We start from the raw sequence: 21,276 nt of genomic DNA, 5'->3' as shown, positions 1-21,276 counted from the left end.
CTCCACTGCCGCCGCGTCAGTCGTTGCCGGCGCCGGCGCCGTCACCGCCGCCGTCACCGTTCAGGCGTTCGTAGACGGCCGCGGCCGTCGCCGGCCCGACGCCACGCACCTCGGCGATCTGCTCCGGAGTGGCCTGGCGCAGCTGCGCCACCGATCCGAAGTGCTTGAGGAGCTCCTTCACGCGCGCCGGGCCGAGGCCGGGGATCTCGCCGAGAACCGACGTGATGTCGCGCTTGCGCCGCGCACGCTGATAGGTGATGGCGAACCGGTGCGCCTCGTCACGGATGCGCTGCACCAGGAAGAGGGCGTCGCTGTTGCGCGGCAGGATGACCGGGAAGTCGGAGTCGGGCAGCCAGATCTCCTCGAGCCGCTTGGCGATCCCGGCGAGTTGGATGCCCGTGACACCCGACTCGTCGAGCGCCCGCTGCGCCGCGGCGACCTGCGGCTGACCGCCGTCGACGATGAGCAGGTTGGGCGGGTACGAGAACTTGCGGCGTCGACGCTCCGCCGCCTCCGCGAGCTCGGCGTCCACGTCGATCTCCGGGTCGTCGCCCGCCGAGGCCGCGTCGGCGATCTCGGCGCCCTCTGCATCGACGGCGGAGGCCGAGCCCTCGGCGTCCTCCCTCAGGTACGCGAGGCGCCGCGAGATCACCTGGTAGATGGACTCGGTGTCATCGGTCGACTCCGGGATGCTGAACCGGCGGTACTGGTCTTTGCGGGGCAGGCCGTCTTCGAACACGACCATGGAGGCCACGATGTTCGTGCCGCTGAGGTGCGACACGTCGAAGCACTCCATGCGCAGTGGGGCGTCGGCCATGCCGAGCGCGTCCTGGATGTCGTTGAGCGCCTTGGATCGCGCGACGAAGTCGGAGCTGCGGCGGGTCTTGTAGAGGATGAGCGCATTCTTCGCGTTCATCTCGGCGGTCTGTGCGAGGGCGGCCTTGTCGCCGCGCTGGGCGACCCGGAGCTCCACCTTGCCGGTCGACTTGGGACCGCGGCGCACCGGACCGGCCTCGTCGGCCTCCACCCGCCTCGCCATGAGCCACTGCTCGAGCTCGCTCGCGTCCTCCGGCAACTCGGGCACGATGATCTCGCGCGGCGGGGCGTCCGCACCTTCGTAGGCATTCTGCAGGACGGTCTCGACCAGCTCGCCGAGCTCGATGTCGAGCTCCTTGTCGACGACCCAGGACCGCACGCCGCGGATGCGTCCGCCGCGCACGATGAACTGCTGCACCGCGGCGGCCAACTCGTCGTGCGCGATGCCGAACGCGTCGAGGTCGACGTTCTCCTGCAGCACGACGGCACTCTTGCCCATCGCCGCCTCGAGGGCCTGGATGGCGTCGCGGTGCCGCGCCGCGGCCTCGTAGTCGAGCGTGCTCGCGGCCTGCTTCATCTGCTCGGTGAGGGCGCGGATGTACTTGCTGTCGTTGCCGGCCATGAACGAGACGAAGTCCTCGGCCAGCTCGCGGTGATCCTCCGGACTGATGCGGCCGACGCACGGCGCGGCGCACTTGCCGATGTCACCCAGCAGACATGGCCGACCGGTCAGCTCCGCCCGGCGGTACACGCCGTCGGAGCAGCTGCGCACCGGGAAGGCCTTGAGCATCAGGTCGACCGTGTCGCGGATCGCCCAGACCTTCGTGTACGGGCCGAAGTAGCGCGCGTTCTTGAGGTTGCGGTTGCGGGTGACCATCACGCGGGGGATGCGGTCGCCCAGCGTCACGGCCAGGTACGGGTACGACTTGTCGTCGCGGAACTGGACGTTGAACGGCGGGTTGAACTCCTTGATCCAGGTGTACTCGAGCTGGAGAGCCTCGAACTCGCTCGCGACGACCGTCCACTCCACGCTGTTCGCCGTGGTGACCATGCGGCGGGTGCGCTCGTGGAGGCTGCGCAGCGGCTGGAAGTAGTTGCTGAGTCGCGCGCGGAGGTTCTTGGCCTTGCCGACGTAGAGGACGCGCCGATTCGCGTCACGGAACCGGTACACGCCCGGCTGGGTCGGGATCTCCCCCGCCTTGGGCCGGTAGCTGACCGTGTCTGCGCGGGTCGGACTCACAGGCGGCATCTTACGCGGCGCCGCGGACACGCTCGGAGCCGATGGCGCCCTCCCCCTGCAGCATTTCCTTGAGGAAGAAACCGGTGTGGCTTCCGGGGGCCTCGGCGACCTGCTCCGGCGTTCCCGTCGCGATGACCGTTCCACCGCCGGCCCCGCCCTCCGGACCCATATCGATGATCCAGTCGGCAGACTTGATGACGTCGAGGTTGTGCTCGATGACGATGACCGTGTTGCCCTTGTCGAGCAGCCCGTTCAGCACGAGCAGCAGCTTGCGCACGTCTTCGAAGTGCAGACCTGTCGTCGGCTCGTCGAGCACGTACACGCTGCGGCCGTTCGACCGCCGCTGCAGCTCCGTCGCGAGCTTGACGCGCTGCGCCTCGCCTCCCGACAGCGTCGTCGCACTCTGCCCGAGGCGCACGTAGCCGAGCCCCACGTCGACGAGCGTCTGCAGGTAGCGGTGGATCGCCGAGATCGGCCGGAAGAATTCCGCGGCCTCGCTGATCGGCATGTCGAGCACCTCGGCGATGTTCTTGCCCTTGTAGTGCACGGTGAGGGTGTCGCGGTTGTACCGCGCTCCCCCGCACACCTCGCACGCGACGTAGACGTCAGGCAGGAAGTTCATCTCGATCTTGATGGTGCCGTCGCCCGAGCACGCCTCGCAGCGCCCACCCTTGACGTTGAAGCTGAACCGGCCGGGCAGATAGCCGCGGGCCTTGGCCTCCGGCGTCTCGGAGAACAGCGTGCGGATGCGGTCGAAGACGCCTGTGTAGGTCGCCGGGTTGGACCGCGGGGTGCGGCCGATCGGCGCCTGGTCGACGTGCACGACCTTGTCGAGGTTCTCGAGGCCCGTCACGGTGCGGTGCTTGCCCGGCAGCTTGCGGGCGCCGTTGAGCTTGTTGGCGAGCACACGGTAGAGGATGTCGTTGACCAGCGACGACTTGCCGGACCCGGAGACGCCCGTGACCGCGACGAACGCACCGAGCGGGAAGTCGACCGTGACCTTCTTGAGGTTGTTCGCCTCCGCATCGACGACGCGGAGCACCCGCTTCTTGTCGATCTTCCTGCGCTTCTCGGGGATCGCGATCTCGCGTCGGCCTGCGAGGTAGTCGCCGGTGAGCGAGTCGGTGTTCGCGAGCAGGTCGTCGTAGGAGCCCGAGTGCACGACGTGACCGCCGTTGACACCCGCGCCCGGACCGATGTCGACGATCCAGTCGGCCGTGCGGATCGTGTCTTCGTCGTGCTCGACGACGATCAGCGTGTTGCCCAGGTCGCGCAGTGCGACGAGTGTGTCGATGAGACGGCGGTTGTCGCGCTGGTGGAGGCCGATGCTCGGCTCGTCGAGCACGTACAGCACGCCGGTGAGCCCGGAGCCGATCTGGGTGGCCAGGCGAATGCGCTGCGCCTCGCCTCCGGACAGGGTCGCGGCCGCACGCGCCAGATCGAGGTAGCTGAGGCCGACCTGGATCAGGAAGTCGAGTCGGATCTTGATCTCGCGCAGCACCTGCGCGCCGATCTTCTGCTCGCGCTCGGTCAGGTGCAGCTTCTCCATGAACGCCCGAGCGTCGGAGAGGCTGAGCTCGGAGGCGTCGGCGATCGACGCACCGTGCACGAGCACCGCGAGCACCTCCGGCTTCAGGCGCTTGCCCTTGCACACCGGGCACGGCACTTCGCGCAGGTATTCGGCCCACCGGGCCCGCTGGGTGTCGGTCTCGGCCTGGGCGTACTGGCGCTCGATGTAGGGCACCACGCCCTCGAACCCGGACGTGTAGGACATCTCGCGGCCGTAACGGTTCTTCCACCGCACCTTGACCTCGAAGTTGTCACCGTTCAGCACGGCCTCTGTGACGTTCGCCGGGAGCTTCTTCCACGGCGTCTTCAGCGAGAAGCCGAGGTCGCGCGCGAGGCCGTCGAGCAGCTTCTCGTAGTAGTTGAACAGGCCCTTGCCCTGCGTCGTCCACGGGATGATCACGCCCTCGGCGATGCTGAGCTCGTCGTCGCCGAGCAGCAGGTCTTCGTCGACCGACATGCGCGTGCCGAGCCCCGAGCACTCGGGGCAGGCGCCGAACGGCGCGTTGAACGAGAACGTGCGCGGCTCGATCTCCGTGAGCTGGATGGGGTGACCGTTCGGACAGGACAGCTTCTCGCTGAACGACTGCCAGGCCTCCGGCCCCTCGCGGTCGACGAAATTGACCTGCACCAGGCCGTCGGTGAGCCGCAGCGCGGTCTCGAGCGAGTCGGTGAGGCGGCTCAGGATGTCGGGGCCGGCCACGAGCCGGTCGACGACGACCGCGATGTCATGCTTGTACTGCTTCTTGAGGGTCGGCGGGTCGCTCAGCTGCACCTGCTGGCCGTCGACCAGGGCACGCGAATAGCCGCCGGCCGCGAGCTCCTTGAAGAGGTCGACGAACTCGCCCTTCTTCTGCGAGATGACCGGGCTCACCACCATGTAGCGGGTGCCGGCCTCGAGTTCCATGAGCTGATCGGCGATCTGCTGCACCGTCTGGCGCTGGATCTTCTCACCGCAGACCGGGCAGTGCGGTACGCCGATGCGCGCCCAGAGGAGTCGCATGTAGTCGTAGATCTCGGTGATCGTGCCGACGGTCGAGCGCGGATTGCGGTTGGTCGACTTCTGGTCGATGGAGACCGCGGGGCTCAGGCCCTCGATGAAATCGACGTCGGGACGGTCGACCTGGCCGAGGAACTGGCGCGCGTAGGCGGACAGCGACTCCACGTAGCGGCGCTGCCCCTCGGCGAAGATCGTGTCGAACGCGAGCGAAGACTTGCCCGACCCGGACAGGCCGGTGAAGACCACCATCGAGTCGCGCGGTATCTCGAGGTCGACGTTGTGCAGGTTGTGCACGCGCGCACCCCGCACGCTCAGGTGCGATCCCACGACCTTGCCCGGCTTGGCGAACGCCGACGCCCCACCCCTGTCGTCACTGAAGCTCACGCCGTCGAAACCCGTATCCCCGCTCATGCTCAGACTGCTCACTCGTTCCATTCTCCGCTATTCCGCCGTCGCCCCGGTGTCTGTTCGCCCACCGCGCACGCGCGCAGTGCCCCCACGGGATGGTTCGAAGCTTTGTTCGATTCTAGCGCCTCGACAACACGATTCGCGAACACGCGCGAGCGTACGCCAAACCACCGACATTCATCGCGAGCCGGTCGTCGGCACCCGCGCTCAGGCCCGTGGCCGGGCGAGGAGGATCGCCGCCAGCAGCACGACGAGCGCCACGATCGCCGCCCCGGAGACCATCGCCAGCCAGGGCGCCGCCGCGGGCCTCGCAACGAGCAGCAGCACGACCGCCGCGGCCTGCACGGGCAGCTGGATCAGGCCGAAGCGGCGCAGCGAAGGCAGCAGCACGGCGGGCTGGAACCGTGCGGACGGCGGGAGGACGAGCATCCACGCCGCCAGCAGGTGCAGGGCATGTACGGCCGCGATCAGCGCGAGCAGTCGCGGGGTCAGGGTTCCCGGCTCCAGGAGTGTCGAGAACGCCACCACCGCGATCAGCACCCAGGCCACCCGCCACCGCGGGACGACGACCGCGACGCCGGTCAGGAGGACGGCCAGCGCCGGCCACGGACCGCTCGGCGCCGCGGTCACCGCGAGCGGCACGGCGACCAGCGCGAACGCCACCCGCAGCGACCACGATGGGAGGGTGCGGCCGAGATCGGGAGCGGGGCGGTCGGGAGCCGGGCGTCCGGAGGCGGGCCTGCCCGCACCCGCCGCACTCATGGTCGCCTCCGCGGGGTCGCCAGGCGGCGCAGCACCGCGTCGCGGTCCGGCGACGACCAGACCAGCAGCTCGGCCCCCGCCGCACGCAGGCGATCCAGCCGGAGGGCGCGCTCGAGGTCGACGAGGCGGAGCGCGAGCCGCTCGCGGGCGGCGAGCTCGTCGACACTGCGCGGCGGGAGCACGTCGACCACGACGACGCGATGACCGGCCGCCCGCCAGGTGAGCGCCAGCCGGGTCGCCTGGTCGTCGAGGAACGTCGACATCACGAAGACGACGGCACCCTGCGCCAGCCGCGGCGCGCGTGCCCGCTCCGTCGCCGCACCGTGCGCCGTGGTCAGCTCGACCGCGCGCAGCACCCTGCTCAGGTGGCGCGCCCCCGCACGCGGCGGCAGCGCGCGGCGAGCGTCGGAGAGGTCGTCGAAGCCGACGCGGTCCGACGCGCCGGCGTAGGCGTCGGCCAGCGAGACCGCGGCCTCCCTGGCCAGGTCGAGGGAGGTCGCCCCCGGGCGCGGGTACGGTGCCGCCCAGCCGGCGACGGCGCCGGGCACGTCGTCCCGAGCGTCCACGACGAGTTGGATCGCGGCATCCGAGGTCGCCGTCGTCCGCCGGACATACAACTCCCCCGGTCGCTGGGCCAGGCGCGCCGTGGCCTTCCAGTCGATCCGGCGCAGGCGATCGCCCGGCCTGAATCGGTCGATGTCGCGGAACTCGCCTCCGTCGCCCGGGCGGGTCGACACGTGCCCGCCCGTCAGCCCGAGCAGCCGGGCGGGCAGCGGGAGGCTCCGCACCCGCTGCGCCTTCGGGCGCATCACGCGCTCGGCCACCGCCGGGCTGCCGGGATCGCCGACCCACGCTGCGTCCGGCCCGATCCCGCGGGCAGCGATGGACAGGATCCGCTGCGGACCGGAGTGCGACGCGGCGACCCGGAAGAGTAGCCGCCGACCGGACGCGGGGGTCACCAGTACGTCCTCCGGCTCCCGGTCGGAGCGGCGGATGCGGAGGTGGAGGCCGTCGACGCGCGCCTCCGCCTCGGCCACCGCGTCGACGAGCACGCGGCCGTCGGCTTCGTCGCCGCCGATGACGACGCTCGCGCGGGCCCCCGCGGTATCCGGCCGCGACGACCAGCCGATCACCGCCGTCATCAGCAATGGAGCTGCGACGAGGACGAGTTCGAGCCGCGACATCACGAATGCCGCGACCAGGCAGACCGCCGCGACGATCGCGGCGGCGGTGATCGCCGGACTCAGCGACCAGCGCGAGCCGCCCTCCGCCGCCTCCGGACGCTCGCGCGGCCCGGGCATGCGCGCCCGCGACCACAGCGACATCAGGGCGCCGTCTCCCGTTCGCGTGCGCCCACCGTCGGCGGTCCCGGCACGCCGGAGACGACCTCCAGCACGACCTGCGACGCGCTCACGCCGCTCGTCCACGCCTGCACGGTCAGCGTCAACCGGTGCGCGAGCACCGGCACGGCGACGCGCTTGATGTCGTCGGGGATGACGAAGTCGCGTCCCGCGAGCACCGCGAGCGCCCGAGCCACCAGCAGCAGCCCTTGCGAGCCGCGCGGCGACGCGCCAACCTCCACCGAGCGGTGCCGCCGGGTGGCCGCAGCGAGGGCGACGCAGTAGGCGGCGATGTCCGGATCGACATCCACGCGTTCGACACCGGCCTGCATCGCCAGGAGCGTCTGCGCGTCCATGACCGGTTCGACCGTCGCGACCTCGTGGCGGCGGGCGATGCGCGCGAGCAGCACCTGCGTCTCGCCGGCCGCATCCGGGTAGCCCACGCCGAGACGGACCATGAAACGGTCGAGCTGCGCCTCCGGCAGGGCGTAGGTGCCCTCCGACTCGATCGGGTTGGCGGTCGCTACGACGTGGAACGGCCGGGGCAGCGCGAAGCTCTGGCCTTCCACGGACACCTGCCCCTCGGCCATGGCCTCCAGCAGCGCGGATTGCGTCTTGGGCGACGTGCGGTTGATCTCGTCGGCGAGGAACAGCCCCGTGAACACCGGCCCCGGACGGAACTCGAACTCCGCGGTCGACGGCACGTAGACGAACGAACCGGTGATGTCGGACGGCAGGAGGTCGGGTGTGCACTGCAGCCGGCGGAAGTCGAGCCCGACCGCGCTCGCGATGCTCCGGGCGGCGAGGGTCTTGCCGAGACCGGGAACGTCCTCGAACAGCACGTGACCGCCCGCGAGCACGGCGGCCAGAGCGATCTGCAGCGGCTCGCGCATCCCGACGACCACGCTCTCGACCCGCGCGAGGGCCTCCGCGCCGAGGCGGGAGACCTCCTCGACCGAGAGCGGAGCGAGGGTGTCGGCGGTGCCGGCAGCGCTACCGGGGGACGTGGCGGGATCGGGGGTCATGCGGCTCCAGACGTGTCGGAGGTGGGCGAGGAGGTCGACGGGTCGGTGACCTGCCGGTCGGCTTGGGCGAGCGCCTCCAGCCGGGAGAGCGACGCGGCGAAGTCGCGGGGGCGGGGTGCGGCGGCACTCCCCTTGCGCAGCATGGCGGCGGTGTCGTCGCCGAGGAGGGCGACGACCTCGGCGGCGGATGACGGATCGTCCAGCTGGACGCCCTGCCGGTCGAGGACTTCTGCCGCGAGCCCGCGCAGCCGGCGGACCGCCTCCGGCGACACCCGCCCCCCGCGCGCTCCCAGCGACCAGCCCAGCTGGACGACGTCCCGGCGCGCGCCGGGACGCGGCTGCGGAGACGGCACCCTCCAGGTCACGTCGGCCTGGTCGCCGAGCAGCGACAGGACGGCGCAGAGTGCGAAGACGACGGCGCCGAGCCCGGCCGCGTGCGGCGCGTCCATCCCGAAGAACCACGCCGCCGTGCCGACGATCGCCCCGGCGAGCAGGCACCCGACGGCTCGTCTGGTCATGCGTGCCCGCGTCATCGGGCGGAACCGCCCGTCGCGCTCACGCGGGCTCCCACGCCCTCTCGCCAAGACGCGCGCAACGCCTCGATGGCCGCTCGCGCCCTGTCGACGTCGGCCGCGGTCACCGGTGCGTCGCTGAACCGCGCGCGCAGATAGAGGTCGAGAAGATCGCGGGCGGCCACCCGGTCGGATGCGACACGCGCCACCACCCGGCCGACGAACTCCCCCGGCGTCTCGGCCGGCATGCGGTGGACGCCACTGTCGGCCGCTCCCTCCTCCAGGCCCAGCCAGGCACGCTCGATGGCATCGCGCGGCTCCCTGCCCTCGCCGAGGAGGTCGAGCGCGCGGTCGAGCCCGCGCCGCACCTGCTCAGGTCGGGGCTGCTCGGGCGGATCGGGAGCGATCGCGCCGTCCGTCGATCCGGCGACCTCCCCGCGGACGCCGGGGAACTCGGGCCGGAGCCGGCGGCGCAGATACCGCCAGAGCAGAGCGACGACGACGACGACAGCGATGATCACCAGCGCGTAGGTCACCCAGGTCAGGTCGATCCGCGTCTCGTGTGCGATGTCCTGAGGCGCGGGCGTTCCCGTCGCGTGCTGCTCCTCATCCGGCCGCGGCTGGAGGTTCGAGGCCGGAGGCGTGAAGCGCAGCCCCGTGAAGGCGGGCGCGCCTTGGAACGCCAGGGCGACGCCCGACAGCGCCAGCAGCACAGCGGCAGCTGCGACGATCCACCGCCGCTGCCGCGTTCGCGTCACCTTCGAGCCCACTCTGCCACCGTAGCGCCACTGCGGCCGGTGCGCGCCGAGCACTGCAGAGGCTGCGCACCCCGACCAGGCTCAGCCCAGGTGGCCGGCCTTCTCCATCTGCCGCAGGTCGCGCTTGAGGTCGGAGAGCTCGTCGCGCAACCGCGCCGCCAGCTCGAACTTCAACTCGCCCGCTGCCGCGAGCATCTGGCCGTTGAGGTCGGCGATCAGGCCCTCCAGCTCGGCGGCGCCCTGCGCCGCGATGCCGCCATTGCGCAGGTTCGGGGTGGGGCTCTTGCGCCGCTGTTCGCGGCCGGCGAGGATGCGTGCCGTGTCGGCCTCCTCGCGAGCGAGCACGTCGGTGATGTCGGCGATGCGCTTGCGCAGCGGCTGGGGGTCGATGCCGTTCGCCCGGTTGTACTCGATCTGCAGCTCGCGACGTCGGTCGGTCTCCTCGATGGCGTTCTTCATCGAGTCGGTCAGGACGTCGGCGTACATGTGCACCTCGCCCGACACGTTTCGGGCAGCACGGCCGATCGTCTGGATGAGCGACGTCGACGACCGCAGGAATCCCTCCTTGTCGGCGTCGAGGATCGCGACGAGCGAGACCTCGGGGAGGTCGAGCCCCTCACGCAGCAGGTTGATGCCCACGAGCACGTCGTAGACGCCGGCACGCAGTTCGGTGAGGAGCTCGACGCGGCGCAGGGTGTCGACGTCCGAGTGGAGGTAGCGGACCTTCACGCCGGCCTCGGCGAGGAAGTCGGTGAGCTCCTCGGCCATCTTCTTGGTCAGCGTGGTGACGAGGATGCGCTCGTCACGCTCGACGCGCACCCGGATCTCCTCGAGCAGGTCGTCGATCTGGCCCTTCGTCGGCTTGACCACGATCTGCGGATCGACCAGGCCCGTCGGGCGGATGATCTGCTCGACCACGCCGTCCGCGACGCCCATCTCGTACTGACCGGGCGTCGCCGAGAGATACACGGTCTGGCCCACACGGTCTTTGAACTCGTTCCAGCGCAGTGGTCGGTTGTCGAGGGCGCTGGGAAGCCGGAAGCCGTGCTCGACCAGTGTGCGCTTGCGGGAGGCGTCGCCCTCGTACATCGCGCCGATCTGTGGAACGGTCACGTGCGACTCGTCGATCACGACCAGGAAGTCGTCGGGGAAATAGTCGAGCAGGCAGTTCGGCGCCTCGCCCGGCAGCCGGCCGTCGATGTGCCGCGAGTAGTTCTCGATGCCGGAGCAGAATCCGATCTGCTCCATCATCTCGAGGTCGAACTGGGTGCGCATGCGCAGCCGCTGGGCCTCGAGCAGCTTGCCCTCGCGCTCCAGCTCCTGCAGGCGCTCGCGGAGCTCCTCCTGGATGGTGCCGATCGCGCGCTGCATGGTCGCCGGGCTGGCCGCGTAGTGCGTCGCCGGGAAGACCGAGACCGCGTCCATCTTCTGCAGCACCTCGCCGGTCAGCGGGTGCAGCGAGTACAGGGCCTCGATCTCGTCGCCGAACAGCTCGACGCGCACGGCGTGCTCCTCGTACATCGGGATGATCTCGATCGTGTCGCCGCGCACGCGGAACTTGCCGCGCGAGAAGTCGACGTCGTTGCGCTCGTATTGCATCGCGACGAAGCGACGGATGAGCGCGTCGCGGCCGACGTTCTGGCCGACCTGGAGGGCGACCATCGCCTCCAGGTACTCCTCGGCCGCGCCGAGACCGTAGATGCAGGAGACGGTGGAGACCACGACGACGTCGCGGCGGCTGAGCAGCGAGTTCGTGGTGGAGTGACGCAGGCGCTCGACCTCGGCGTTGACCGAGGAGTCCTTCTCGATGAAGGTGTCTGTCTGCGGCACGTAGGCCTCGGGCTGGTAGTAGTCGTAATACGAGACGAAGTACTCGACCGCGTTGTTGGGAAGCAGCTCCCGGAACTCGTTGGCGAGCTGCGCGGCGAGTGTCTTGTTGTGCGCGAGCACGAGCGTCGGTCGCTGCACCTGCTCGACCAGCCACGCGGTCGTCGCCGACTTTCCGGTGCCGGTCGCACCGAGCAGGACGACATCGGTCTCTCCCGCGTTGATACGGCCGGCGAGCTCGGCGATCGCCTTGGGCTGGTCGCCGCTCGGCGCGTACTCGCTGACGACCTCGAACGGACGGACGAGACGGGTGGCTTGCATGACTCCAGTCTAGGAACGACCACCGACATCGCGGCCCGCTCTCGCTGAGAGCGGAACCGCTCCGGCCGCATCAGGAGCGCAGGCCCTCCCAGAGCTCGTCGACCTGCTCGAGCGTCTGCGCCAGACTGCCGTCGGTGTCGATCACGACGTCGGCCACGGCCAGGCGCTCCTCGTCGGACGCCTGCGAGCCGATGCGGCGCTCTGCCTCCTCTGGCGCCATCCCGCGCAGCCGGACGAGCCGATCGGCCCGGGTAGCGGCCGACGCGTGTGCGACGACCACGAGATCGAACGGGTACTCGTTCGCCGACTCCACCAGCAGCGGGACGTCGTAGACGACGATCGCTGCGGGATCCGCCGCCGCCGCCGCATCGAACCGCGCGGTGGAGGCCGCCAGCACCGCAGGATGCGTGATGCCGTTGAGTTTCCGGAGCGCCTCCGCGTCGCCGAAGACGATGGCGCCGAGCGCCGGCCGGTCGAGGTTGCCATCGGCGGCGATGACGCCGTCGCCGAAAGTGCGCGCGATTTCGGCGAGGGCCGGGGTGCCCGGTTCGACGACTTCGCGTGCGATGCGGTCGGCGTCGACGACGACGGCACCGAGCTCGGCGAGACGGGAGGCGATGGTCGATTTGCCGGAGGCGATCCCGCCGGTGAGTCCGATCAGCTGCACGGCAACCAGCCTATCCGCCCTCGAACACGCCGAGGGAGGCTGCGCTTAACGCCGGAACGGCCGGCCCCGAAGGACCGGCCGCTCGCGGATGAGACGTGTCTCAGTTGTTGGAGCTGAGCTTCTCGCGCAGCGCCGCGAGGGACTCGTCGTCGGCGAGAGTGCCGCCCGAGCCCGTCTCGCTGGAGTACGACGAGGAACCGCTGTCGGCGGCCGCCTCCTCGATGCCCTTGGCGACCTGGCGCTTGTGAGCCTCCCAGCGGGCCTGAGCCGCAGCGTACTGCTGCTCCCACTCGTCGCGCTGGGTGTCGAAGCCTTCCTTCCACTCGTTGGTCTCCGGGTCGAAGCCCTCGGGGTACTTGTAGTTCCCCTGGTCGTCGTACTCGGTGACCATGCCGTAGAGGGCCGGGTCGAACTCGGTGCCTTCGGGGTCGACGCCCTCGTTCGCCTGCTTGAGGCTGAGCGAGATGCGGCGGCGCTCCAGGTCGATGTCGATGACCTTGACGAAGACCTCTTCGCCGACCGACACGACCTGCTCGGCGAGCTCGACGTGCTTGCCGGAGAGCTCGGAGATGTGCACCAGGCCCTCGATGCCGTCTGCGACGCGCACGAACGCACCGAACGGAACCAGCTTCGTGACCTTGCCCGGAGCGACCTGACCGATCGCGTGGGTGCGGGCGAAGACCTGCCACGGGTCCTCCTGGGTCGCCTTGAGCGACAGCGAGACGCGCTCGCGGTCCAGGTCGACCTCGAGGATCTCGACGGTGACCTCCTGGCCGACCTCGACGACCTCGGAAGCGTGCTCGATGTGCTTCCAGGACAGCTCGGAGACGTGCACGAGGCCGTCCACGCCGCCCAGGTCGACGAACGCGCCGAAGTTGACGATCGAGGAGACGACACCCTTGCGGACCTGACCCTTGTGCAGGTTGTTCAGGAACGTGGTGCGGGACTCCGACTGGGTCTGCTCCAGCAGTGCGCGACGCGACAGGACCACGTTGTTGCGGTTCTTGTCGAGCTCGAGGATCTTGGCCTCGATCTCCTGGCCCAGGTACGGGGTTAGGTCGCGGACGCGGCGCAGCTCGATGAGCGACGCCGGCAGGAAGCCGCGCAGGCCGATGTCGACGATCAGGCCGCCCTTGACGACCTCGATGACCGTACCGGTGACGACACCGTCGGCCTCCTTGATCTTCTCGACATCGCCCCAGGCGCGCTCGTACTGCGCACGCTTCTTGGACAGGATGAGGCGACCCTCTTTGTCCTCCTTCTGGAGAACGAGCGCCTCGACGGTGTCGCCGACCTCGACGACCTCGCTGGGGTCGACGTCGTGCTTGATGGAAAGCTCGCGGGAGGGGATGACACCCTCGGTCTTGTAGCCGACGTCGAGGAGGACCTCGTCGCGGTCGATCTTGACGACGGTGCCCTCGATGAGGTCTCCGTCGTTGAAGAACTTCAGCGTCTTTTCGACCGCGGCAAGAAAGTCTTCAGCAGACCCGATGTCGTTGACGGCGACCTGCTTCGGTGCCTTGTCGGTCGTTGCGGTTGTCATGTAGTGGATGCTCCGTAATGGACATAAATCAGGCCGAGCGCGAACCTCTGTGGGTGTCTTCCGCGAACGGCAGGCGGATGTGGATGTCACACAAGTGACGGTCTAGTCTACCGACTGCGTTACGGATGCAGCAACTCGCGCCGGGCGACGATGTCGCGAAGCGCCGGCTCGAGCTCCGGATACTCGAACGCGAAGCCTGCGGCGAGCAGTCGCTCGGGGACCACCCAGCGGCTCTTCAGCACCAGTTCGGTCTCCGTGCGGATGACAGCCGACCCGAGCTCGAGCATCCACCGCGTCGCCGGGAGGCCGACGGGCGCGCCGAGCACGCGACGCAGGGTCGCCATCATCGTGCGATTGTCTACCGGGTTCGGGGACGCGATGTTCATCGGGCCGTCGAGGTCCGCCGAGCGGAGGAACTCGATCGCACCGAGGACGTCGCGGAGGTGCACCCAGCTGAACCGCTGCCGTCCGCCGCGGGCGCGGAACTCGTGGAACGTGCCCGCGTTGCGGCGCGCGGTCGTCGCGAACCAGCGGCCGTCGAGCTGCGGACCGCCGAGCCCGAAGCGGGCGAGCCGGATGAGCGGCACCAGCGCGGAGCCGTCGCCGAGCACGATCGCCATCCGCAGCGCCACCCGTCGGGTGCCCGGGAGCTCCCCCTCGAAGAACTCGGCCTCCCACGCCCGCGCGACGTTCACCGAGAACCCGGCGCCGAGCTCGCCTGTGGACTCGGTCATCGGCCGGTCCTCCGCGTGGCGGTAGATGGTCGCGGTGGAGGCGTTGAACCACACCGGAGGCGGCGCGTCGGAGGCGGCGACGGCCTCCCGGAGCGCCCGGGTCGTCTGCAGCCGCGAACGGAAGATCTCGGCGCGGTTCGCGTCGCCGTAGCGGCAGTTGACGCTCTTGCCTGCGAGGTTGATGAGCACGTCGGCACCGGTGACGACCTGCCGCAGTGCGGCGGGGTCGTCCCAGCGCGCGTCGGCTCCGTCGCGCCCGACGAGCAGCACGGTCGCCCCGGCGGCGCGATAGTGCTCTGCCAGATACCGTCCGATGAAACCGGACGCACCGGCGATGACGATGCGCTCGCTCACTCACTCCCCCGCGTGATCCGGTAGCGGAAGGCGCCCGCGTACTGGTACACCCTACCGATCACGGGCACCCGGACGACGATGGAGACCAGCTGGGCGTCTTGCACGTCGTCGTACCGTTCGGTCAGCGCGACGACCGGCGCGAGCGGCCCCGGGATGACCAGCCGCCGCCTCCCGGCCCGCACCGCGACAGGGCGCGACACCAGCCTCAGAGCGCCGTCGACCACTCGCGCGGTGAACCACCCCTCCACCAGCGGGGGCGATCCGAGCCGGTCGACGACCAGGCCGCCGTCGACGCCGATCTCGTCGCGCATCTCGCGCGGGCGCCCGTGAAGCTCGAACCTCCGCACGGCGCGGACGGCCGGACCGCCGTCGGCCGAGGTGACCGGCACGTTCTGCACAGTGAAAGGGACGTCGTGTTGCCACACCGGGAACATCACGTGCGCCCTCCCCAACGGCGCGAGCGCCGGCCAGAGCCAGCGCCGCGGAGTGCCGACACTGTCGAACACTCCGCGGCCCCGGCCGGTCGATCCGGCCGGGATGGCGTCGAAGTAGGCGCGCAGCCGCGGATGGAGCTCGTCGAACGCCGGGCCCAGTACGGCCCGGTACGGGGAGGTCATCGCGGCTGCGCGCCCTTCTGCGTGGAGGTCGCTCAGTCGAGCAGCGCCGACTTCAGCGTGTCGAGGCCGACGCCGCCGATGTCGAGAGCCTTCTTGTGGAACGCCTTGATGTCGAACGAGGCTCCCTCGCGACGCGCGTACTCGTCGCGCAGCTGCTCCCAGATGCGCTGACCGATCTTGTACGACGGCGCCTGGCCCGGCCAGCCGAGGTAGCGGTTGACCTCGAAGCGCACGAAGCCCTCGTTCATGTTGACGTTCTCGCCGAGGAAGCCGAACGCGTAGTCGCCGGTCCACGGGCCGGACCCGTCGGGCAGCTGCTTCTCGAGGTGCACGCCGATGTCGAGCACCACACGGGCCGCGCGCATGCGCTGGCCGTCGAGCATCCCGAGGCGATCGGCCGGGTCGTCGAGGTAACCCAGCTGCTCCATCAGACGCTCGGCGTAGAGCGCCCAGCCCTCGGCATGACCCGACGTGCCCGCAATGCGACGCCACGAGTTCAGCTGCGCCTTGTTGTACGTCGCCTGAGCGATCTGGAGGTGGTGGCCGGGAACCCCCTCGTGGTACACGGTCGTCAGCTCGCGCCAGGTGTCGAACTCGGTGACGCCCTCGGGGACGCTCCACCACATGCGACCGGCGCGGGCGAAGTCGTCGCTCGGGCCGGTGTAGTAGATGCCGCCCTCCTGTGTGGGCGCGATCATGCACTCGAGGCGGCGGATCTCGACCGGGATGTCGAAGTGGGAACGGCCGAGCTCTTCGATCGCGCGATCGCTGGTCTCCTGCATCCACTTCTGGAGGGCGTCGGTGCCGTGCAGCTTGCGGGAGGCGTCGCCGTCGAGGAACGCGATCGCCTCGCGCACCGAAGCGCCCGGCTTGATCTCGTTCGCGATCGACTCCTGCTCGGCGACCATGCGCGCGAGCTCCTCGATGCCCCACTCGTACGTCTCGTCGAGGTCGACCGTGGCGCCGAGGAAGTCGCGGGACGCGAGCGCGTAGAGCTCGCGGCCGACGGCGTCCTTCTCGGGCGCATGGGACGCGAGCTCGTCGTGCAGGAACGAGGCGAGCTTCGCGTACGCCGCGGCGGACTCGGCCGCGCCCGACGCGAGGTCGGACTTCAGCGACTCCGGCAGCTCCGCCCCTCCGGCGTTCGCCGAGCCGGTGAACTCGAAGAAGAAGCCGCTGTCGGCGACCTGCTTATTCGCCTGGGCGAGCACCTCCCGCACCTGGCGGATCGCGGGCACGTTGCCCGCGGCGATTCCGCTGCGGAGCGTCTCGATGTAGCCGTCCATCGCGGCGGGGAGATTGTGGAGCCGCTTCGCGACGTTCGCCCAGTCGTCCTCAGTGTCGGTGGGGACGAGGTCGAAGATGTCGCGCAGCTCCTGCGCGGGGGATGCGATCACGTTGAGGTCGCGCTGGTCGAAACCGGCCTCGTGCTTCTCGATCGTGAGCTCGAGCTCGCGGGAGAGGTCCATCTTGGTGACGCGGTCGATGTCGTCGACCGGCTCCGCCTGACGGATCTTCGCGAGGGTCTCCCGCACCGCTGCGACGGATTGCTCGGCTCCCGCCGGCGAATAGTCGGAGTACTCGCCCTCACGGCCGGGGCGGCCGAGCCAGACGTGGTACTCGGGATGGAGCTCCAACTGGGTGTCGACCCACTCGTCTGCGATCGTGTCGATCGGAGTGGGTTCGCGCTTCTCTGCGTTCGTCATGATCCGACCCTATCGAGGCCCCGAACGCCTCGGCAGGGCAGGCGCGGAATTGTGGATAAGACGCCGCGCAATCCGCCCTGTGCGGACGTCGCGCGAGCCCATCGTCAGTGGGCGGCGGCGTCCCAGTTGGCGCCGCGGCCGATCTGCACGTCGAGGGGCACGCGGAGGTCGGCGGCGCCCGCCATGCGGGTGCGCACGATCGCCTCGAGCGCGTCCCACTCGCCGGGGGCGACCTCGAAGATGAGCTCGTCGTGGACCTGCAGCAGCATCCGCGACTGCAGGCGGCCGTCGATCAAGTCGCCGGCGATCCCGAGCATCGCGATCTTCATGATGTCGGCGGCCGAGCCCTGGATGGGAGCGTTGAGCGCCTGGCGCTCCGCGTTCTCCCGGAGCACCCGGTTGGTGCTGGTCAGGTCGGCGAACGGCCTGCGGCGGCCGAAGATCGTCTCGGTATAGCCGTCGACCCTGGCGATCTCGACGACGCTGCGCAGGTAGTCGCGCACCGCACCGAAACGCTCGAAGTAACCGGCCATGAGGTCGCGCGCCTCTTTGGTCTCGATGCGCAGCTGCTTGGAGAGGCCGAACGGGCTGAGACCGTAGGCGAGGCCGTACGACATCGCCTTGACCTTCGTGCGCATGAGCGGCGTGACTTCTTCCGGCGCCACCGAGAACACGCGCGCACCGACGAACCGGTGGAGGTCCTCTCCCGCATTGAACGCCTCGATGAGGCCCGGGTCTTCGGAGAGGTGCGCCATGATCCGCATCTCGATCTGCGAGTAGTCCGCCGTCAGCAGCGTCTCGTACTCCTCCGCGCTGCGGAACGCCGAGCGGATCTCGCGTCCCTCCTCGGTGCGGATCGGGATGTTCTGGAGGTTGGGGTCGTTCGATGAGATGCGGCCGGTGCTGGTGCCGGTCTGGTCGTACGTCGTGTGGATGCGGTCATCGGAGGTGATGGACCGCTCCAGCGTTTCGACGATCTGCTTGAGCTTGGTCGCGTCGCGGTGCTGCAGCAGCAGGTCGAGGAACGGATGCGGGTTGCTCTCCTGGAGGTCGGCGAGCGACTGCGCGTCGGTCGAGTAGCCCGTCTTGGTCGAGCGCGTCTTCGGCATCCCGAGCTCGTCGAAGAGCACCTGCTGCAACTGCTTGGGCGATCCCAGGTTGAGTTCGTGGCCGACCTCGGCGTAGGCACGGGCGGCGTAGTCGTTCGCCTTGTCGGTGAGCTCGCCGCGCAAACGGCTCAGCACCGCCGTGTCGATCGAGACACCGGTCAGCTCCATCTCGGCCAGCACGGCGACCAGCGGAAGCTCGATCTCGTCGAGAACCCGGCGGGTGCCCTCGTCGAGCGCGATCATCTGGCCCTCGGCGACACGGCGGATGTACCAGGCCTCCGTCGCGGGGCTGACCGCGTCGTTGATGGGCACCAGCTGGTTGGGGTCGGAGACCGGCAGGGTCTCCCCCAGCACTTCGTACACCTGCTCGGCCAGGGACTGCGGTGCGGCGCCCGGCTTGACGAGCCAGGAGGCGATGCGCGTGTCGAACGCGAGGCCGTCGACGATGAAGCCGGCACGGCTCAGTGCCTTGAACTGCGGCTTGGCGTGGAAGAAGAACTTGGGAGCACTGCTCGCGATCCACTCCTCCAGCGCCTCGTAGTCGCGGCGGCCCGCTGCCCACGGAACATAGACGGTGTCGTCGGCGGCGGCCAGGCCGAAGCCCGTGATGCCGGCAGGGCCGGTCTCCAGCTGCACCGCGACCGCCTGCCCGTCGGCGGACGCCTTCGACAGCCAGTTGGCGAGCTCTTCGTCGACCAGCGTGCGCACCACGGGAGCACTCACAGCCCCGGCGTCGCCGTGCTCGAGGTTGCTCGCCGCGCCGTCGAGCAGGCCCTCCTCGGCGGCGGCCTTCATGAGACGGTCGAGCAGCGTCTTGAACTGCAGGCGCGCGAAGATGTCACGCACGGCGTTCTCGTTCAGCGGCTTGCGCTCGAGGTCGGCCGGGGTGACATCGAGCTCCACGTCGTCGAGCAGCTTGTTGAGCCGGCGGTTGCGGAGCGCATTCTCTTTCTGATCCCGCAGGTTCTGCCCCACGACGCCCTTGATCTCGTCGGCGTGCGCGACGATGTTCTCGACCGTGCCGTACTGCTGCACCCACTTGACCGCGGTCTTCTCGCCGACCTTGTCGATGCCGATGAGGTTGTCGCTGGTCTCGCCGACTAGGGCCGCGATCTCGGGGTACTGGTGCGGCTCGACGCCGTAGCGCTCGCGCACCGCCGCAGGGTCGTAGACCTTGAGCTCGGAGACGCCGCGTACGTTCGGGTAGAGCAGCGTCACGTCGTCGTTGACGAGCTGGAGGGTGTCGCGGTCGCCGGAGACCAGCAGGACGCGGTAGCCCTGCTCCTTGCCCTGGCGGGCGAGCGTCGCGAGGACGTCGTCGGCCTCGAAGTCCTCCTTGGCGATCGTGGTGATGTTCATGGCGTGGAGGGCCTCCTGCAGCAGCGGGATCTGCCCGACGAACTCGGACGGGGTCTCGCTGCGGGTGCCCTTGTACTCCGGGTACTCGCGCGTGCGGAACGAATAGCGCGAGATGTCGAAGGCCACCGCGATGTGCGTCGGACGCTGCTGCTGGAGCAGGTTGATCAGCATCGCGATGAAGCCGTGGATGCCGTTCGTGTGCTGCCCCTCGCGGTTGACGAAGCTGTCGACCGGCAACGCGTAGAAGGCCCGGAATGCCAGCGAATGGCCGTCGATGACGAGAAGGGTAGGCTTTTCGGAGTCTGACACCAGGTAAGCCTACAAGGGCCCGGTGACACTCCCAGACGACCGCCCACCACCACACCGACGACCCGGAAGAGGCCGCAGATGACCGAGGACGCGCTGGCGTATGTGAAGCAGCGGGGCCTCGGCGCCCTGGCCGACAAGATGGGCATCGAGATCGTCGAGTTCACGATCGAGAGGGCCGTGGCGCGGATGCCCGTGCTCGGCAACACGCAGCCGGCCGACCTCCTTCACGGGGGCGCGTACGTCGTGCTCGGCGAGTCCCTCGGGTCGATGTCGGCGAACCTCTACGCCGGCGAGGGACGCCTCGCCGTCGGCATCGAGATCAACGCCTCGCACACCCGCGCGGCGACGGAGGGCTACGTGACCGGAGTCTGCACTCCCATCCACCTCGGCCGCACCCTCACGACGCACGAGATCGCCGTCACCGACGACCGAGGCCGCCGCTGCTCGACCATCCGCATCACGAACCTGATCAAGGACCTGTAGAGCACGGATTTGCCGCAAATGGTGCGTTAGAGGCGCTCTATCGCGACATTCGCCGCAAATCTTGAGTTACTTCTTGGGGGCGAGCTGCTCGATGATCGCCTGGGCGACGTCGTGCATGGTGAGGCGGCGGTCCATCGACGCCTTCTGGATCCAGCGGAACGCGTCCGGCTCGCTGAGGCCCATCTTCTCGTTGAGGAGGCCCTTGGCACGGTCGACCAGCTTGCGGGTCTCGAAGCGCTGCACCATGTCGGAGACCTCGGCCTCCAGCGCGATGATCTGCTGGTAACGGGCGAGGGCGATCTCGATCGCCGGCAGGAGGTCGTTGGGGGTGAACGGCTTGACGACGTAGGCCAGCGCACCGGCTTCGGTCGCGCGCTCGACGAGTTCTTTCTGGCTGAACGCGGTCAGCAGAACGACGGGCGCGATGTGGTTCTTGGAGAGGCGCTCGGCCGCGGAGATGCCGTCGAGCTGCGGCATTTTGACGTCCATGACGACCAGATCGGGGCGCAGCTCGGTCGCGAGAGCGACAGCGGTCTCACCGTCTCCGGCCTCGCCGACCACCTCGAAACCGTTGTCTCGCAGAGTCTCGACGATGTCGAGCCGGATGAGCGACTCGTCCTCCGCGACGACGACTCGGCGGGGTGCGGTGGGGGTGGTCTCCTGGTCAGTCACGGGTAAAAGCCTACGGTATTGTTCAGGTGTTGTTGTGCGCCGCTGTGGCGGAATGGCAGACGCGGAGCACTCAAAATGCTTTGTCCGGAAGGGCGTGTGGGTTCGAGTCCCACCAGCGGCACAACGGTTGATGGGCGCGAACGCACGT

Annotated in this window: 16 protein-coding genes and 1 tRNA gene; 2 read left to right on the top strand and 15 right to left on the bottom strand. The window is 69.5% G+C overall.

Annotated features, from left to right (window positions below; all coding sequences use genetic code 11):
- Nucleotides 1–16: 16 nt before the first annotated feature.
- The 14 genes from uvrC to polA all read right to left on the bottom strand — a co-directional run bounded on the left by uvrC (nt 17) and on the right by polA (nt 19,973).
- Nucleotides 17–2,065 (bottom strand): excinuclease ABC subunit UvrC, encoded by a 2,049-nt coding sequence (gene uvrC, locus AC0HS0_RS04765; RefSeq protein ID WP_472962002.1) that lies wholly within the window; start codon nt 2,063–2,065, stop codon nt 17–19.
- A 1-nt stretch (nt 2,066) separates the two neighbouring features.
- Entirely contained in the window at nt 2,067–5,057 is a 2,991-nt protein-coding gene (uvrA, locus tag AC0HS0_RS04760; RefSeq protein ID WP_472962000.1) for an excinuclease ABC subunit UvrA, read from the bottom strand.
- Nucleotides 5,058–5,237: 180 nt separating this feature from the next.
- The gene (locus AC0HS0_RS04755; protein WP_472961999.1) at nt 5,238–5,792 is read right to left on the bottom strand and encodes a hypothetical protein; all 555 of its coding nucleotides are present in this window, start codon (nt 5,790–5,792) and stop codon (nt 5,238–5,240) included.
- Entirely contained in the window at nt 5,789–7,117 is a 1,329-nt protein-coding gene (locus AC0HS0_RS04750) for a DUF58 domain-containing protein (protein ID WP_472961997.1), read from the bottom strand. The genes AC0HS0_RS04755 and AC0HS0_RS04750 overlap by 4 nt, the downstream gene beginning before the upstream one ends.
- Entirely contained in the window at nt 7,117–8,157 is a 1,041-nt protein-coding gene (locus AC0HS0_RS04745; RefSeq protein ID WP_472961996.1) for an AAA family ATPase, read from the bottom strand. The genes AC0HS0_RS04750 and AC0HS0_RS04745 overlap by 1 nt, the downstream gene beginning before the upstream one ends.
- Complete coding sequence (locus AC0HS0_RS04740) at nt 8,154–8,675, bottom strand: hypothetical protein (RefSeq protein WP_472961994.1); 522 nt, start codon at nt 8,673–8,675, stop codon at nt 8,154–8,156. Before AC0HS0_RS04740 ends, AC0HS0_RS04745 begins: the two co-directional genes overlap by 4 nt.
- Nucleotides 8,676–8,686: 11 nt before the next feature.
- Nucleotides 8,687–9,427, bottom strand: coding sequence for a DUF4129 domain-containing protein (locus AC0HS0_RS04735; RefSeq protein WP_472961993.1), 741 nt, complete (start codon nt 9,425–9,427; stop codon nt 8,687–8,689).
- An 81-nt stretch (nt 9,428–9,508) separates the two neighbouring features.
- A complete protein-coding gene (gene uvrB / locus AC0HS0_RS04730; RefSeq protein WP_472961991.1) occupies nt 9,509–11,575 on the bottom strand; it encodes an excinuclease ABC subunit UvrB in 2,067 nt (688 codons plus the stop codon).
- A gap of 70 nt (nt 11,576–11,645) precedes the next feature.
- Nucleotides 11,646–12,242 carry a dephospho-CoA kinase gene (coaE, locus tag AC0HS0_RS04725; protein WP_472961989.1) on the bottom strand — a complete coding sequence of 199 codons (597 nt, stop codon included), beginning with the start codon at nt 12,240–12,242 and terminating at the stop codon, nt 11,646–11,648.
- A gap of 100 nt (nt 12,243–12,342) precedes the next feature.
- Entirely contained in the window at nt 12,343–13,785 is a 1,443-nt protein-coding gene (gene rpsA, locus AC0HS0_RS04720) for a 30S ribosomal protein S1 (protein ID WP_472961988.1), read from the bottom strand.
- A gap of 119 nt (nt 13,786–13,904) precedes the next feature.
- The gene (locus AC0HS0_RS04715; protein WP_472961987.1) at nt 13,905–14,873 is read right to left on the bottom strand and encodes an epimerase; all 969 of its coding nucleotides are present in this window, start codon (nt 14,871–14,873) and stop codon (nt 13,905–13,907) included.
- Nucleotides 14,870–15,490, bottom strand: a complete 621-nt coding sequence (locus tag AC0HS0_RS04710; protein WP_472961985.1) for a DUF4166 domain-containing protein — start codon at nt 15,488–15,490, stop codon at nt 14,870–14,872. Before AC0HS0_RS04710 ends, AC0HS0_RS04715 begins: the two co-directional genes overlap by 4 nt.
- 32 nt (nt 15,491–15,522) lie before the next feature.
- Nucleotides 15,523–17,196 (bottom strand): DUF885 domain-containing protein, encoded by a 1,674-nt coding sequence (locus tag AC0HS0_RS04705; RefSeq protein WP_472961984.1) that lies wholly within the window; start codon nt 17,194–17,196, stop codon nt 15,523–15,525.
- A 104-nt stretch (nt 17,197–17,300) separates the two neighbouring features.
- Nucleotides 17,301–19,973: a DNA polymerase I gene (gene polA, locus AC0HS0_RS04700; protein ID WP_472961982.1), complete on the bottom strand. Its 2,673-nt coding sequence runs from the start codon at nt 19,971–19,973 to the stop codon at nt 17,301–17,303.
- A 78-nt stretch (nt 19,974–20,051) separates the two neighbouring features.
- Between polA and AC0HS0_RS04695 the strand changes: the two genes are divergently transcribed.
- Nucleotides 20,052–20,456 (top strand): hotdog fold thioesterase, encoded by a 405-nt coding sequence (locus AC0HS0_RS04695; RefSeq protein ID WP_179605812.1) that lies wholly within the window; start codon nt 20,052–20,054, stop codon nt 20,454–20,456.
- 66 nt (nt 20,457–20,522) lie between these two features.
- Here the strand turns inward: AC0HS0_RS04695 and AC0HS0_RS04690 are convergent, their stop codons facing one another.
- Nucleotides 20,523–21,128, bottom strand: a complete 606-nt coding sequence (locus AC0HS0_RS04690) for an ANTAR domain-containing response regulator (protein ID WP_179605811.1) — start codon at nt 21,126–21,128, stop codon at nt 20,523–20,525.
- A gap of 38 nt (nt 21,129–21,166) precedes the next feature.
- Here AC0HS0_RS04690 and AC0HS0_RS04685 point away from each other — a divergent pair.
- Nucleotides 21,167–21,249: transfer RNA gene (locus AC0HS0_RS04685), tRNA-Leu, on the top strand.
- The last annotated feature ends 27 nt before the right edge of the window (nt 21,250–21,276 follow it).

The organism is Leifsonia sp. PARNA 1/14 (assembly GCF_055720965.1).
Note: the sequence above shows the minus strand (reverse complement) of the source record. Positions and strands in the feature narration are given on the sequence as shown.